The sequence below is a fragment of the Verrucomicrobiota bacterium genome, from assembly GCA_016871535.1.
GTDB lineage: Bacteria > Verrucomicrobiota > Verrucomicrobiia > Limisphaerales > SIBE01 > VHCZ01.
On sequence record VHCZ01000012.1, the window covers coordinates 13016 to 28075 of the forward strand.

The following is a 15060-nucleotide window of genomic DNA, read 5'->3' on the forward strand; positions in this document are numbered from 1 at the left end:
TAACTGATTTGACGTTTGTAACGTTGTAACGCTGCAACGACCTCAATGAACGAACCAACGCTCCTCCCAAAGAACACCCACCTGAGCGGTGTCTTGTCCGTCTTTCAAACGCCCTATCACGAAGACGAGTCCATCGACTTCGCGACGCTCGAACGCGAAATCGATTGGCTCTTTGAAAAGGGCGTCGATGGCGTGGTCATGGCGATGGTGTCTGAAACGTTGCGCCTCACGGACGCCGAACGCAGGCAGGTCGCGGAATTTGTGTGCCAGAAAGTTGGCGGGCGTGGAACTGTGGTCATCAGCGTGGGCGCAGAGAGCAGCTTCGCGGCGACCGAACACGCGCGACACGCTACCGCCGTTGGAGCCACCGCGCTCATGGCGATCCCGCCCGTCTCGGTCGGTGTCAGCGAAGACGCCTTGCGCCGTTATTACGACCGCATCCTTGCCGCGGCTCCTTTGCCCCTGGTCGTGCAGGACGCGAGCGGTTACGTGGGCCGGCCCATGTCGATTCAACTGCAAGCGAAATTGCTGGACGACTTTCCCGAACGCGTCCTGTTCAAACCGGAGGCCACGCCCATTGGGCCTCGACTCTCGGCGTTGCGGGACACAACCAATGGGCGGGCGCGAATCTTCGAGGGCTCAGGCGGGATTGGGCTGGTGGACAGTTTCCGGCGCGGCGTCGTGGGCACCATGCCGGGCGCAGAAATCATTGCGGCGATCGTTGCCCTCTGGCGCGCGCTCAAAGCCGGGGATGAAAAGAGAGCCTACGAACTTTCCTTGCCGATTTCGTCACTGGTGGCGGTCCAAACCAGCCTGGACGCTTTCCTGGCCGTTGAAAAATACTTGCTCGTGAAGCAAGGCGTGTTCAAAAACGCAGTCATTCGCGGGCCGACGGGTTACACTCTGGACGAGGAAACCCGGCGAGAAGTGGATCGGTTGTTCGATTTGTTAGAGGAGGCGCTTGAAGCCGGGTGGAATTCTTAGAGCGTGCTTTGAAGCTCGTAGCCGCCGACGTGAGGAGATCACTTCTTCCCGTTTCTCCAAGCCTCGTTACCCCGGCTGCTACGAAGCGGCGAAATTTTCAAACCTGCTCTTCGTGGAAGCTTCACTGAAGGCGCGAGGACGCTTGCCGCACCTGCACTCCAACCGGAACGATTCCGTTGGAACTGGGGGAGCAGACGCGCCCTCGCGTGTGCCGACTGGCACCTCGCCAGTCGGAGCGTCGTTGAATCAATGGCACGGAATGGGACGGTTCAGTGCGATGGAATGAAGTCGGCGAGGGCCCCGACTCCAGCACGCGGGGGCGCGTGCGCTCCCCATCCGATCCGGCTGAGGGAATCACCCTTTGCCCGCGTATCCTGGCGCCGGCCCGCTAAACGAACTCGTTAATCAGATTCTCCAGGAACTCCTGGCGTCCGCTCGCGTTCGTCGTCACTTCTCCCATCTTGAGCGCGTACGCTTCCAGTTCCTTGAACCCGACTTTGCCTTTCTCGATCTTCTCGCCAATGCCGGAATCCCAGGAACTGTAGCGCTGCCGGACGAATTCCGCGAGACGCCCGTCCTTGCGGATGGCCGCCGCGATCTTCAGGCCGCGCGCGAAGGTGTCCATGCCCGCGATGTGGGCGTAGAAAAGATCGATCGGCTCGAAGCTCTCTCGCCGCACCTTCGCGTCGAAATTCGTGCCGCCCGTGGTGAAGCCGCCCATCTTCAGGATGGTCAGCATCACTTGCGTCGTCAGGTACAGGTCCGTCGGGAATTGGTCCGTGTCCCAGCCGAGCAAAATGTCGCCGGTGTTGGCATCGATCGAGCCGAGGGCCTTGGCTGCGGCCGCGACTTCCAATTCGTGCTGCATCGTGTGGCCGGCGAGGGTGGCGTGGTTGGTTTCAATGTTGAGTTTGAAATCCTTCAGCAGATCGCATTCACGAAGGAAATTCAGACACGCCGCAGCATCGGAGTCGTATTGATGCTTGGTCGGTTCCTTGGGCTTGGGTTCGATGTAAAACTGGCCTTTGAATCCGATCTTCTTCTTGTAATCGGCGGCCATGTGCAGGAACGCGCCGAGGTGATCCATCTCGCGTTTGAGGTCCGTGTTCAGCAAGGTGGTGTAACCTTCGCGTCCGCCCCAGAAAACGTAGCCCGCGCCGCCCAGTTGATGCGTCACTTCCATCGCCTTCTTCACTTGGGCGGCGGCGTAAGCGAACACGTCGGCGTTGCAGCTCGTGGCTGCGCCGTGCATGAAGCGTGGATGCACGAACAATTGCGCGGTGCCCCAGAGCAGCCTGACGCCGGTGCGTTGCTGTTCCTCCTTCAGCACCTTCGCCACGGCGTCGAGGTTCCGGTTCGATTCCTTCAGCGTCCTGCCATGCGGCGCAACGTCCCGGTCGTGGAACGCGTAGAACGGCGCGCCCAGTTTCTCGCAAAACTCGAAAAAGCAGCGGGCGCGGTGTTTGGCGGCTTCGACGCTGCCTTCGCCGAGTTCCCAGGGCCGCACCGCCGAACCCCAGCCGAACATGTCGGCGCCCGCGCCGCGCATCGTGTGCCAATAGACGACGGAAAACCGGAGATGATCTTTCATCGGTTTGCCTTCGACCAGCTCGTGCGGGTTGTAATGCTTGAAGGCGAGCGGATTCTTGGACCGAGGGCCTTCGTATTGAATCTTGGAAATTTTTGGAAACGCGGATGGCATAGACTTCATTTCAGGTTTCTTCGTTTCGGGCGGCGACTCTATCGCTCGACACGCGGCTTGGCAAGGAACCGCAACCCATCGTTAAATCGTTAAAGGGGTTAAATCGTTGCATCGCTCAGATGGACAGTTTTGCGGGTCTTCGCTGAGTCGTAGGCCGCATAGACCAAACGGAGCGTTTTCAGATTATCTTCGCCGGTCGTTTCGGCTGAGTTCTCACCGCGCAGAGCCGCAAGCTGAAACTGCGACCAGAAGCCCGCGCCGAAAATCGCGAAGCACAGTTCGCGGTTTGTCTCGACTGCCGGCTGACGCGTTCGGTTCATCTCCAAGTCAACTGGTTTTCGTCCGCCCTCTTCCCCTCACCCTCACCCTCTCCCTCAGGGAGAGGGAACGTCGTTTGCCGCGCTGGAGCAGGTCTTGGCGCGCGGATTGGCCGACGGACAACGACGGGTTCCCCCTCTCCCCAAGGGAGAGGGCCGGGGTGTGAGGGGGAACAGCGGTCGTCCACCAAACCCTCGGCCTCTCAGAGTGGCGATGAACCGCAGATCCTTCATACCGGTGGAGCGAAGAGGGCTCGTTCAAAATCCACCACACAATGCCGCTTGCCGTTCTGGACCACGCGATGGCCTTCCGCTTGCAGCCGCTCGCGCAGCGCCGGAATTCCGCCCGGATACTTGGCGTTCAGTTCCCCGCCGGACTTGAGCGTCCGCCAGTAGGGCGTGACGCGTTTCCGTCCTTCGGCCGCGGCTTCCTCGGCGGCGTGCGCGGCAATCCAGGCGAAGATGCCGGTGGTAATCGGGCAGGCGATGTCCACGCGATGTTTCTTGGCCAGAACGCCGCGAATTTCATTGATCGTGATCAATCGGCCTTTGGGAATCCGCCGCATGATTTCATCAACCTCCACTTAGGCAACACGGATTTGTCCATCGGTTGTCGCGACCGTTCTCCGGGAGGCGCCTTTGTGCGGAAGGATGTGGTTGGCGAGGGCGCCGACCACGGCACGCGGGGGCGCGTGCGCTCCCCATTTGAACTGTAGCGCGAACTTACGGCAGCGATGCGACGCGGAGGAACATCGCCTGCGAAACGGCGCCGACTTCCAGCGTGCGGCTCAAAACGCCATCCGCGCCCGCCACGTCATCCACCACCGTGTTCCACGCGTTGAGATCGGTGCTGGCCTGGATGCGGTAATTCTGTTTCGCCGAACTTTCCCAGGTCAGCTTGACGCCCTGCAACCCTGCCGCCTTCGCCTCCACGATCCGCAACGCCTTGTAGCGCGGCAGTTCCTCGCCCATGGCCCACTTCGCCGCGCGCACGAAAATCACTTGCCCGATTTCCGTGACCGCCATGAAAACACGGCGCGACCCGCCCGAACCTTGTTCGTTGGTGAACATGTGCACGAGGCGGGCGGAGGCTTTCTCCCCGTTGGCCAGCGTGCCGCCTTTCTCAACCACCGCCAGGCAAACGCGATCGTCGGCGCCGTCGAGCACTCCCAGCACCGTGGCGCCGGCGGCCGCGTCGGCTTTCACTTGCGTGCACCAGCGATACTCAAAATTTCGTTTGCCCCCCGTGGGCACGTGCGATTCCTCCTCCGGATACGGCTCGCGGAAAATCTTCACGCGGCCCTGCGCGTCCAACGGAATGCCCGCCATGATTGGATGATCCGGCGCGACGACTTTCATATACTTGGTCGCGGGAGGCGTGCTCGCTTCATTCGGGTCGCTGCTGGCGGTCCCGTTGTACATGAAAATGCTGCCCTGGCGCCCGGAATTGTTGCCCAGGCACACGTGCTCGCCCATCATCACCGGAATGCCCGGTGGGGGAGGCGGCGTGTCTGCCGAGCCCCCGCTGCCGGACATGATCACCAGGCTGGGGGCAAATTCCTTGTTCGAGGGTTGCAGAAAGTTTTGCGGATCCTGCCCGACCGTGCTCGCGGCCGGGCCGAGCAATTTGTCGAGGATGAGCCGGCAGGCGTAGCCGTAATCGGAGAGCCTGGACGCCATGGCGACGTCGCCGGGCGTGACCATGCCCGGACCTTTTTCGTCGGTGACGAATTCCGTGCCGAACTGCGTGTCTTGCGGGTTGCGCGTGCTGATGAGGATCACGCCGGCCTGGGTTGGAATGGAAGCGGCGATGAGCGCCAGCGCGAGCGCGCCGGCCCAGCGGGAATGATGTTTCATGCGATGGTTCTCCTATGTGCCGCGCGGAGCGGCGATCGACACCCGGTCCCGGGAGCAATCCTCAGGTGTCTCCTTGATTGATCTGGCTTCGCTTTCAATCGCGGCAGAACCGCCTCCCGAAACCGGAACTGCCTGCGGTTGGAAATCTGATAGCGCCACGGCTTGGGATTGTGCGCCGCGGCTCGATCCACCGTCAACGGCAAAACGGCAAAGCGGCCAGCCCTGAATTTTTTGTTTGTCTCCGGCGACGCTTGATGGGATTCCCTTTCCGGTCCGTTTGCCGACAAACATCATGTTCCTTATGTCTATGAATCGCCAAATTCAAATCTGTGGGTTTCTCACGCTCCTGGTCGCCCTGTCTGCCGCGGCTTCTGATTGGCCGCAATGGGGCGGGCCGCACCGAAACGGTGTTTCCCAGGAAACCGGTCTCCTCAAAGAATGACCGAAAGAAGGGCCGAAGCTCCGGTGGCGAGTCACTGACCTTGGCTCCGGGTACTCGACGCCCGATCAGCCGAAGCACACCATTCCGGGCGAGAAGTCCTGGGCCTATCCCGTGGTCGCCAACGGGAACCTTTACATCCGTGATCACGGAACGCTCTGGTGCTACGACGTGCGTGCGGCGCGATAAGGGCGTGTCGATGCAGCGAGAAACGAAGGAGCAGACAACTGCCTTTTGCTTTATCGGCTGTGGAGAGTCGCACCGCCTGAAACCTTGCGTGGACGAGTTGAGGAGGGCCTCACGACTACCAACTTCAAAGCAGTGACTTCGCTGCGCTGCATCCGCGCACTCCAGGCCTCAATCGAAATTCGGCCGCACCCACTCGATCGATTTCATCTGCGATTCGAGTTCCTCGGCGAGCAGGCAGCGTTTGGAAATCAGCGCTTCGGCAGCGGCGCGGAATTGACGGGAGTAATCGTCGAAAGACCGATAGCGCTCGCGCAAGGACGGACGCGGGTCGCCGAGTCGTTCGCGTTCGGCGGCCGTCTTCGCGAACGGCACGTAGCCACCCGCCAATGAGACCAGTTCGTTCTCGGCGCCGTGGGCGCGGCTGCGGAGGTTCCAGCTTGTGTAAGTGCCCGCGGGTACGGCGACCGCCGGGATGAGCAGCGCGCCCCGTTCATTGTTGTCAGCGCCGCAGGCCAGGACTTTCACGCCATACAGTCCGCGACTGATGGGCGGTTCGATGGTCGAGCGGCGGCGCGGAAAAAACTCCGAACCGCGATCGAGAAATTCGGGCGTGTGAATGACTTCGGGGTAACGAACGCCGGGAAGCGCGCTCCAGCCGCTCTCTTTTTCGCGCCAGCCGGCCAGCGTGCCATCGGAAATGCGCGGATAAACGCTGGCCGGCGGTTCTTGGCCCGTGCGCACCCACTGATCGAGGGCCGTGAGCAAGGCGCGCAGTAGCGGGCGATAATCAGCGGGATTGCCGATGAGTTGGCCGCGGTCGGGCGCAGAGCCCGGTTTGCCGCTGCCCGCGCCGTGTTGTGTTCCGCCGAAACAATAGACGCGCACTTCGCGGGGCAACACGGAATCGCGAACGCCGGTCGGGTCCGTGTGGACCAGCGAACCGGCGCGGTGCCAGTACTCGCTGCTGCTTTGCGTGTGCATGACTTTCGGCACCGTGCCGCGCGCGCGGTCACGGCGCAGGATGCCGTCCTCACGTCCGGAGAAGGGATCGCGTTCGTCTCCGTACGTGAACGGGAATTGGTCAGCCGGAAAGAGATGATTGTCGTGCTGGCTATTGTGCCGCGTGGGGGAGGCGAAGCGATGATTGAAGAAGCCCAGGCCGCCGCCGGCGACGTGCGGCATCACGGCATCGAAAACTTGCCGGGCTTGTTCGTCCGCGTTGAAGCCGTCGTACAGGAACTGGCGCAAGCAGCGTCCGGATTGAGAAACGCCAAAACCGTAAGCGAACTTCATCGCCGAGGATTTTGCGCCGGCGCTGACGAATGGGTTCTGGTCGGAGGCGTCGTATTTCAGGAACGCCACCAGATCGCGAATCCCGGCCAGACCGAGACCTTGCACGAGCGAACCCTGGGCTTCATAAACCACTTCGTAAATGTAGCCCGGCTGCAAACCGGCGGGCAGGACCAGGTCGATCTGCGGCATCTCGCCGCGCTCGCCATTGACTTCAATCCAACGTTTCTCGAAGCGCCATTGTTCGCGCGGGATCGTGATGCGCGCATCTTTCTCGCGCAACCGCCAGGTGAGCACGGCGTCGCGTTCGCCGCGTTCGGTTGGCTCGAAGGAGCCTTGATTGGCCCATTGCGCCAGCGTGTGCCGGTCTGCCGCTGTTTCCGGCACGACTTCCGCGCGCACCAATCCGACCAGCGGTTTGCCATCTTGCAAGGCGGGCGGAGCGCGCAGGCGCAATCGTCCTTCACCCGGCTGAGTTTGCGCGATCCACCCGCTCCAGAGCACAACGTAGCCTTTGCGCATCAGGAATTCGTCCGCGCCGGTATTGAACATGCCGGGCGCGACCTTGTTGCCGCGATTGTTCACGTCGTAAAGAACTGCGCCGTTGGCTTTGGCCAGATCTTTGGGCGCGAGCCATTCGACATCGGCTGAAAATTCGACCAGGCCGGCGGGGTTGCGCGGTGCCAGTCCCAGGTCAATGACCGTCTGATTCGCCGGATGTTTCGGATCAACCGCGAAGAAGGCCTGGCCGCGGCACCGTTCGTACGGTCCAATCTCGTCGAAAGCGCGTCCCTGGGCGTACGGCTCGCGGGAATTGATTTCGATGCGGGCGACGGTGGCCAGAAGGGAAGGCGCGATGGCGACGAGGCTCGCGGCCAAAAGACAGGAGAGGCGAAGGTGAGTGGTCATGGGCTTTTGGGCGGTCATGACCCTACGCCGGCAGATCAGTTTGTTCAAAGTTCAAAGTTCAAAGTTCAAAGTTGCGCCAGGAGTTTTCCTTGCGCCGTGGTCTGATCCGGCCTTACGCTCCTGCCCACCGTAGAAATGCAAAACTGGCTTCGTGACTCATGAATCGAAACGTTTGGCTTGTCTTGGTCGCTTTGGCTGCGGGCGTACTTTTGTTGGCGCTCCTGGGTCGCCGCGAACCGGTGCCGTCGCAAGCCGGCGCGGCGCTGCAGCCGCCAGCTTCTCCCAGCGTGTCGGCCCCGGAAAAATCCGCGGCCGCCCCTCGGCCAGCTCCTCCTCCGCAGGCTGTCGCCCCTGCCCATTCGGCTGAACGGCCGGCTCCCGCTCCAGCGCCGCAAGCTTTGCCCGTCGAGCCGCCGGTCGCCACGCCCGAAGCCGCACTGCAAAAACTGGGAAGGAACTCCGGACTCGCCTTTTCCGCCGGGGCCAAAGTTCTCAGCTTCGGCGATGGCGGTGTGCCGGACCCGACGATTGGTTTTTATGAATGGGTCGTGGTGTCGCCGACGCCGCTGGCGTTGCCGAATGGTCTGCAGGTCGGCGATCCGGGAGTTTCGAACCTTCCCGTCGCCCAGGCCGTGCAATTGGTGGAATCCAAGATGGGCGACACCAAGGTCGAGAATCCGCAGACGGCGTTCTCACTGAGCTGGCAGAAAAACGGATTCGCCTTCAGCGGGACATGGGTTCGCGCGCAGGGCGCCGATTACTTGATCGTGCAGCAGACGCGGAATTGAGGAACTTAAACCAAGGCCGCGTTCCACCGCGTCCCGGATTAATCCCCGCATGACTCATCACTTTTCTCTTGGCTTCAGACACAACCTGGTATTTGAGCGTCGATTCAGATTCGACGCTCCTATTCCCCTCACCCCGGCCCTCTCCCTTGGGGAGAGGGAGGAATTCTATCCCGCGCAGGAAGCTCCCCATGCCCTGCCTTCAAACCCTGATGGCCATGGTGCCACCCTCTCCTTGGGGAGAGGGCAGGGAGAGGGGAAAGGGAGCGCAGTTCAGCTTGGTGCTCACAAGTTGAGATGTGCGCTCGCCGTCCTTCTCGGAACGTCGTTGATTCCGATTTCCGCGGCGAACCACAGCGAGCTTCTCGGAGCGAAAGTTCCCCTGGCCAATGTCGTCGGCCCGCTCGAACCGCTTGGGAAGCCCAAGCAATTGCCCATCCGCGTTCTGCCGTTCATTGAACACGTCCGCGAGAACTTGCCGGGCGCCCCAACGAACGGCGTGAGATCCGTCCGCTTTGATGAGAACGGATTACTCGTGGTCGTGACGGACTCCGGCCCCCTCCGTCGCGACCGCGATGGCAAATGGCAAACGGCCGAAACCGCACCTTCCGCTCCCCCGGGGATTCCGCCAGGGACCAAAGCGACCTCGTGGGTGCACACCCGGAGTGGAATCTGGCTCGGCTCGGATTCCGGCCTTTACCACAAGACCCCGCCCGAAGCGCGGGCCCTCAAGCACGAGCACTATGGTGTGGACGGGCCGCTCTCCACCCGCATCACCGCCCTCGCCGTGGACTCGAAGGACACCCTCTGGATCGGCACGCCGCTCGGACTCAGCGTGCGGCCGGCGGACGGCAAGTGGCGGCACCTCTGCGGCCGCGAGGGGTTGCCTGTCGAGGACATCACAGCGCTGGCCGTGGACAAGGACGACAACCTGTGGATCGGCACTTCGGAAGGCGCGATCTTTTACGGGCCCGACGCGCCGGATCGCAAATGGTTTTACCGCGCGGGACGGCGTTACCTTCCGGAGGACCGTGTTCTCTCGGTGGCGTGCGCGCCCGACGGGACGCCTTTCTTCGCCACGGCTGCCGGGGTCAGCCGGATCGCGTTGGTGAAAACCACCTTGCTGGAAAAGGCTCGCGCCATTGAAAAGCGCCTTAACGAGCGCCACCGCCGCTTTGGTCTCGTGGCGGAATCCATGTTGAACGATGCCGAAAATCCCGCCTCGCACACGATTGGCGACAACGACAACGACGGTCTCTGGACCGCGTATCACGTGGCCGCCATGTCACTTTGCTTCGGCGCGACCCAAGACGCCGCCGCCAAAGCGTCGGCGACGCAGAGCATGCACGCGCTCTATATGCTGCAGGACGCGTCCGGCACGCCCGGACTCGTGGCGCGCAGCGTCGTGACCGCCGAGGAAGGCCGGACCAAGAGCAAGCAATGGCGCCCCACGCCGGACGGCAAGCTGTACTGGAAGAGCGATACTTCGAGCGACGAGATCGATGGGCATTACCTGGCGTTCTTCACCTTCTGGGAGCACATCGCGAAACACGATTCCACCGAGCGCGAGCGCTGCGTCCAACAAGTGCGCGAAATCACGGACTACCTTCTGGACCACAATTACCAGCTTATCGACTGGACCGGCAAACGCACGCTCTGGGGGTTCTGGAATCCGGAGAACCTGAACGACGACCCGGAGCATTATCTCGAGAACGGCCTGAACTCGCTCCAGATGCTCTCGTTCCTCAAAGTGGCCCACTACATCACGGGCGACCCGAAATATTTCGCCCATTACAAGAAACTCATTCTGGAACACCGTTACCTCAGCAATGTGTTGCTCACGAAAAAGGTTTTCCCAGACGAAGTGAACCACTCGGACGACCAGCTCGCGTTCGTCGCCTGGTATCCGATCCTTCAATTGGAGAAAGACCCGGTGCTTCGCGCGGCGCTGCACGCGGCCGTGCGGCGCGATTACCAGGTCGTCGCGCCGGAGGGTCCCAGTTTCTACATTTTCACCTACGCGACCATCGATCCGAACCACGCCGACCTCGAAGCCGGCATCCGGAATCTCCGGGAAATTCCCACGGACCGCCGCACCTGGCGAATGCGGAACAGCCACCGCGCGGACGTGGTGTTCGAGCCTCGGTCCGATCGATTCGCGCGCCGCCAACTCGCCCACGTGCTCCCGGCGGACGAGCGCAACTTTCAAAAGTGGAATTCAAATCCCTACGTTCCGGACAGCGGCGGAGATGGACGGCACGAGGACGACGGCGCGGCGTATCTGTTGCCCTACTGGATGGCGCGGTATCACGGGTTCGTTGCGGAGCCTTGATCGTTCGGGTCAACCGGCCAAGCGCGAATCCGCGCACCAGGGCACGGATGAAATCAAAGTTCTGTTGCCGTTTGTGCAACGGAAGAGTCAAGGCGGTGGCGCAACCATGGGAATCAAATCGCGTTCATTCCCGCCTTTTTCTTCAGGAGCGGCGATAGGTCTTGTTGGTGCTCAGGTCGGACGGTCCTTTTACAGCTCCGAAATGGTGTCGCATGACCGTCAGTTGATCGCCGCGATGCAGGTGCGACTCCAAGGCCCGGCGCGCGATTTCGCCCTGGGTAAGAACCGTCTGCCGTGCCTGCTCCCGGAGAGCGTTGGCCAGTTTCTCTCCCAGCCGGATGGTCAAGGTTTCACTCACGGGCGGACCATAATACATCTTCCATAGCAAACCAATCTGCGGAGAAACGCTGGAGCAACTCCGAGCGCTGCTGACCCAAGGTTGTCAGGAGCAATGCAGCGAGTCGGTTCGACAGACCCACGGCCAGTTCCGGGTTTGGCGGAATCGTCAGGCGCACCAGCCTGTCCCCTTGCGTTTCCTCCCGCCGCAGACTCGACCTCTCCCAGGCTGCAAATTCTTCTCGCGTACTGCCAAACGCGTCGTTCAGGCGCTGGCGCTCTTCTGCCTGATGGCAAACTTGCCAGACGAGCCAAAAGAAGCCCCGCGCCGGCCAACGCGGGTGGGGCTGCTTGAAGCGCGGCGTTCCCAACCAAGGCCGCTGTGGCCGCCGACACGGAAACTGCCGTGGGTTCCAAAACCGCAGCGAGCGCCGTGCTCGTCGCCGTTTTGAAGCCGCGGCGTCGAAAGAACTGAGCCAGTTTCTCCAGAGCGCTGCCGACGCGTTTGCGCGCCGCGTCTTCGTTGACGCCCAGCGCACTGGCGACCGCACAGTCTGCTCCGAACATAGATGCCATCGCCGTCGCGCGGCGAGAAGATGACCGAACAACGCACGTCGCCTTTAGCGTGAGACGAATGGCATGGTCGGCGAAGCAGGCTCGGGCTTCCGGGGTGATTTCCGGGAAGTGGATCGCGTACTTCTCCCCTCGGATCAGAACTTCAGCATGACGGAGGTCCACGGTGACAAGGCAGACATTCTCGGAGGATTGTTCTCAAAGGCGCACACGATCCCCCTCTCGCTTCCAGCAAAGTTCGATGCTCATGGGTTGCCGGCCTCGACGTGGATTAGGCCAATATTAGCCTTTTAAGAAGTCTAATTTCATGCGATTTTGGCCTTCTTAAAAGGACAAGATGCGAGACGTAATCCGACAGAAATTAGTTGAGGCGCTGGCATTGAAGCCGCCGCGAATGACGCGGCGCGAGGCCAGACTGCCCGCCATTCCGAACAAGGTCCACGCCGTGATCGGCATGAGGCGCGCGGGCAAAACCTGGTTTCTGTATCAATGCCTTCAGGATCGCCTGGCGGCCGGAACACCGCGCAAAGCCTTGGTCTATTTCAATTTCGAGGACGAGCGCCTGGCCGGATTGGAGGCCAGGCAATTAGGCTGGGTGCTCGAAGAGTACTTCGTGTTGTGTCCGCAATTTCGTGATCAACAGCGGGTCACTTTCTTTTTTGACGAGATTCAACAGATTCGCGGGTGGGAATTATTCGTCCGTCGAATTCACGATTCAGAGAAAGTGGAGATCTTCGTCAGCGGTTCCTCCGCACGGCTGCTGAGCCGAGAGGTTGCGACGGAACTCCGGGGGCGCGGGACGGAGACGGTTGTGTTTCCATTTAGTTTTGCGGAGTATCTTCAACATCACGGCGCCGAACGCCCGGCGCGGCCGTCGTTTACGAGCAAGGCGGAGCGGTCAAGACTGGAGCGGTCCTTCCGGGAATATCTGGACACCGGCGGATTCCCGGAAGCCCAAGGGCTGCCGGCGGCCGAGCGCGTCGGTCTGCTTCAAGGTTACGCGGACACGGTGGTCTTTCGCGATGTAATGGAGCGCTACGGGATCACCAATGTGGTGGCTTTGCGGCGGCTCGTGCGGCATCTGCTTGGGGCGGCTGGAGGGCCGTTCAGCGTCACGAAATTCTACAACGACCTGCGTTCTCAAAACGTGGCCGTGGCGCGAGAAGCATTGCACCACATGCTGGCCCACCTGGAGGACGCTTTCCTGGTGCGTCTCGTGTCGCTCGCCACCACTTCCGAGCGCCAGCGAAAGGTCAATCCCCGCAAAGTCTATCCTATCGACCCGGCCTTGATTTCAGCCTTTGACCGCAGCGGCAAGGCGAACCCAGGGCACGCTCTGGAAACCGCCGTGTTGGTCGAATTGGATCGTCGCAAGTGCGGGACGAGCTACGTGTTCACACCGTCCGGTTACGAGGTGGATTTCCTGGCGCGCAGTTGGAATGGCCGGCTGACCCTGATCCAGGTCGCGACGGATCTGTCAGACCAGGCGACGCGTGAGCGCGAGTTTCGGGCGCTCGCGGATGCCTTGCCGGCGCATCGCCGCGCACAAGGACTGGTGCTGACCCTGACGGGCACGGACTCAATGGCGGCTCAAGCGGACGCACCCAAAGGCGTGGCCGTGAGGCCGGCTTGGGAGTGGATGCTTGAGCAGGAAGCGGAGACATGAGCGCCCAATACACCCTCGGACTTGATTACGGCACCAATTCGGTGCGCGCGTTGATCGTCAACGCCGCCAACGGCAAGGAGGTCGCCACGGCCGTCTGGAATTACGAGCACGGCGAGGTCGGTGTGATCCTCGCGCGCGATCCGAATCTCGCGCGCCAGCATCCGGCCGACTACGTCAAGGGCGCCGAAGTCACGATCAAGAAAGCTCTCGCCGGCGCCAGGCGAAACGTGCGTGGCTTCCGCCCCGAACAGGTCATCGGGATCGGCGTCGATACGACCGGCAGCACGCCGATCCCGGTAGATGAGAAGGGCAGACCGCTCGCGTTCGACAAGCGATTTGCCAAAAATCCGTCCGCAATGGCGTGGTTGTGGAAGGATCACACAGGGGTGGCTGAAGCCGAGGAAATCACGGCGAAGGCGAAGGAGCTTCGGCCGCAGTATCTCGCCAAATGCGGGGGCACGTATTCGAGCGAATGGTTTTTCAGCAAGATTCTGCATTGCCTGCGCACGGCGCCCGGCGTGTTCGACGCCGCTTACTCGTGGGTCGAATGCGCGGATTGGGTGCCAGCCATGCTCACGGGCACCGAAGCGCCCGAGAAGCTGACCGTGGGCGTTTGCGCCGCCGGGCACAAGGGGATGTACCACGACGATTGGGGCGGCTACCCGGACGCCGAGTTTCTAAGGGCGCTCGATCCGAAGCTGGGCGAGCTTCGCGCGCGGCTGCAGCCCCAAGCGCACACCATCGATCGCGCGGCGGGCGATTTGACGGAGGATTGGGCGCGCCGCACGGGATTGCGCGCGGGCATCCCGGTGGCAGTCGGAGCATTCGACGCGCATCTGGGCGCCGTGGGCAGCGGCATCGCGCCCGGCACGCTGGTGAAGATTATTGGCACCAGCACGTGCGACATGATGGTGGTGCCCCTCGATCAGCCGCTGGCGGACGTGCCGGGGCTTTGCGGCATTGTCAACGGAAGCGTCCTGCCGGGTCACTTTGGACTCGAAGCCGGACAGTCGGCCGTCGGCGACATTTTCAATTGGTTTGTGAACTACCTCCAGCCGGGCGGAAGAAAGCTCGGCTCGCATGAGGCGCTCACGGCGGGAGCCGCCAAGCTGAAGGCAGGCGAATCGGGATTGCTCGCGCTCGATTGGAACAACGGCAACCGCACGGTCCTCGTGGATCAACGCCTGACCGGCTTGCTGCTGGGACAGACCCTTTACACGACGCCGGCGGAGATTTACCGCGCGCTCATCGAAGCGACGGCCTTTGGCGCCCTGACCATCATCAATCGCTTCGAGGAATACGGCGTGAAGGTGGAACAAGTCGTGAACTGCGGCGGCATCGCGGAAAAGAACCCGCTGGTCATGCAGATTTACGCGGATGTGACAGGACGTCCGATGATGGTTTCGCGCTCCGCCCAGACCTGCGCGCTGGGCGCCGCAATCGCCGGCGCCGTGGTGGCCGGTGCTTATGGCGATTATGCCTCGGCGCAAAAGGCGATGACGGCGCTGAAGCCGCGCGTGTTCCGGCCAAATCCGAAATACGCGGAGGTTTACAGGGACCTTTATGCGCTTTACAGAAAACTGCACGACGCCTTCGGCACGCAGGAGTGGAGCGGCAACCTTTATCCGGTGATGAAACAGCTCATCGACATTCGGAGTAAGGCCAGGAATTGAGAGGAGCG

At 61.8% G+C, this 15060-nt stretch carries 10 protein-coding genes and 2 pseudogenes; 6 read left to right on the top strand and 6 right to left on the bottom strand.

The window, feature by feature from the left end; genetic code table 11:
• Window positions 1-45: 45 nt before the first annotated feature.
• A complete protein-coding gene (locus FJ398_03060) occupies window positions 46-984 on the top strand; it encodes a dihydrodipicolinate synthase family protein (GenBank protein MBM3836939.1) in 939 nt (312 codons plus the stop codon).
• A gap of 388 nt (window positions 985-1372) precedes the next feature.
• Here FJ398_03060 and xylA read toward each other — a convergent pair whose 3' ends face one another.
• From xylA to FJ398_03080, 4 genes and pseudogenes are all read right to left on the bottom strand, one after another.
• Window positions 1373-2686, bottom strand: coding sequence for a xylose isomerase (gene xylA, locus FJ398_03065; GenBank protein ID MBM3836940.1), 1314 nt, complete (start codon window positions 2684-2686; stop codon window positions 1373-1375).
• A 98-nt stretch (window positions 2687-2784) separates the two neighbouring features.
• A pseudogene (locus FJ398_03070) lies at window positions 2785-2919 on the bottom strand (gfo/Idh/MocA family oxidoreductase).
• Window positions 2920-3233: 314 nt separating this feature from the next.
• Window positions 3234-3569, bottom strand: a complete 336-nt coding sequence (locus tag FJ398_03075) for a hypothetical protein (protein ID MBM3836941.1) — start codon at window positions 3567-3569, stop codon at window positions 3234-3236.
• 157 nt (window positions 3570-3726) lie between these two features.
• Window positions 3727-4860: a hypothetical protein gene (locus FJ398_03080; protein ID MBM3836942.1), complete on the bottom strand. Its 1134-nt coding sequence runs from the start codon at window positions 4858-4860 to the stop codon at window positions 3727-3729.
• A 457-nt stretch (window positions 4861-5317) separates the two neighbouring features.
• On the opposite strand from FJ398_03080, the pseudogene FJ398_03085 reads away from it, so the two are divergent.
• Window positions 5318-5488: pseudogene (locus FJ398_03085) on the top strand (hypothetical protein).
• Window positions 5489-5656: 168 nt separating this feature from the next.
• Here FJ398_03085 and FJ398_03090 read toward each other — a convergent pair.
• A complete protein-coding gene (locus tag FJ398_03090) occupies window positions 5657-7735 on the bottom strand; it encodes a hypothetical protein (GenBank protein ID MBM3836943.1) in 2079 nt (692 codons plus the stop codon).
• 110 nt (window positions 7736-7845) lie between these two features.
• On the opposite strand from FJ398_03090, the gene FJ398_03095 reads away from it, so the two are divergent.
• Together FJ398_03095 and FJ398_03100 are read left to right on the top strand one after the other, a co-directional pair.
• Window positions 7846-8475 carry a hypothetical protein gene (locus FJ398_03095; protein ID MBM3836944.1) on the top strand — a complete coding sequence of 210 codons (630 nt, stop codon included), beginning with the start codon at window positions 7846-7848 and terminating at the stop codon, window positions 8473-8475.
• A 49-nt stretch (window positions 8476-8524) separates the two neighbouring features.
• Window positions 8525-10804, top strand: coding sequence for a hypothetical protein (locus tag FJ398_03100; GenBank protein ID MBM3836945.1), 2280 nt, complete (start codon window positions 8525-8527; stop codon window positions 10802-10804).
• Window positions 10805-10946: 142 nt separating this feature from the next.
• Here the strand turns inward: FJ398_03100 and FJ398_03105 are convergent, their stop codons facing one another.
• Window positions 10947-11192, bottom strand: coding sequence for a CopG family transcriptional regulator (locus tag FJ398_03105; protein MBM3836946.1), 246 nt, complete (start codon window positions 11190-11192; stop codon window positions 10947-10949).
• An 858-nt stretch (window positions 11193-12050) separates the two neighbouring features.
• Between FJ398_03105 and FJ398_03110 the strand changes: the two genes are divergently transcribed.
• Together FJ398_03110 and FJ398_03115 are read left to right on the top strand one after the other, a co-directional pair.
• Window positions 12051-13379: an ATP-binding protein gene (locus FJ398_03110; GenBank protein ID MBM3836947.1), complete on the top strand. Its 1329-nt coding sequence runs from the start codon at window positions 12051-12053 to the stop codon at window positions 13377-13379.
• A complete protein-coding gene (locus FJ398_03115) occupies window positions 13376-15052 on the top strand; it encodes a ribulokinase (GenBank protein ID MBM3836948.1) in 1677 nt (558 codons plus the stop codon). Before FJ398_03110 ends, FJ398_03115 begins: the two co-directional genes overlap by 4 nt.
• The last annotated feature ends 8 nt before the right edge of the window (window positions 15053-15060 follow it).

Coding starts and splice junctions, on each gene's coding strand:
- FJ398_03060 (MBM3836939.1), top strand. CDS start 46: ATGAACGAACCAACGCTCCTCCCAAAGAACACCCACCTGAGCGGTGTC.
- xylA (MBM3836940.1), bottom strand. CDS start 2,686: ATGCCATCCGCGTTTCCAAAAATTTCCAAGATTCAATACGAAGGCCCT.
- FJ398_03075 (MBM3836941.1), bottom strand. CDS start 3,569: ATGCGGCGGATTCCCAAAGGCCGATTGATCACGATCAATGAAATTCGC.
- FJ398_03080 (MBM3836942.1), bottom strand. CDS start 4,860: ATGAAACATCATTCCCGCTGGGCCGGCGCGCTCGCGCTGGCGCTCATC.
- FJ398_03095 (MBM3836944.1), top strand. CDS start 7,846: ATGAATCGAAACGTTTGGCTTGTCTTGGTCGCTTTGGCTGCGGGCGTA.
- FJ398_03100 (MBM3836945.1), top strand. CDS start 8,525: ATGACTCATCACTTTTCTCTTGGCTTCAGACACAACCTGGTATTTGAG.
- FJ398_03110 (MBM3836947.1), top strand. CDS start 12,051: ATGCGAGACGTAATCCGACAGAAATTAGTTGAGGCGCTGGCATTGAAG.
- FJ398_03115 (MBM3836948.1), top strand. CDS start 13,376: ATGAGCGCCCAATACACCCTCGGACTTGATTACGGCACCAATTCGGTG.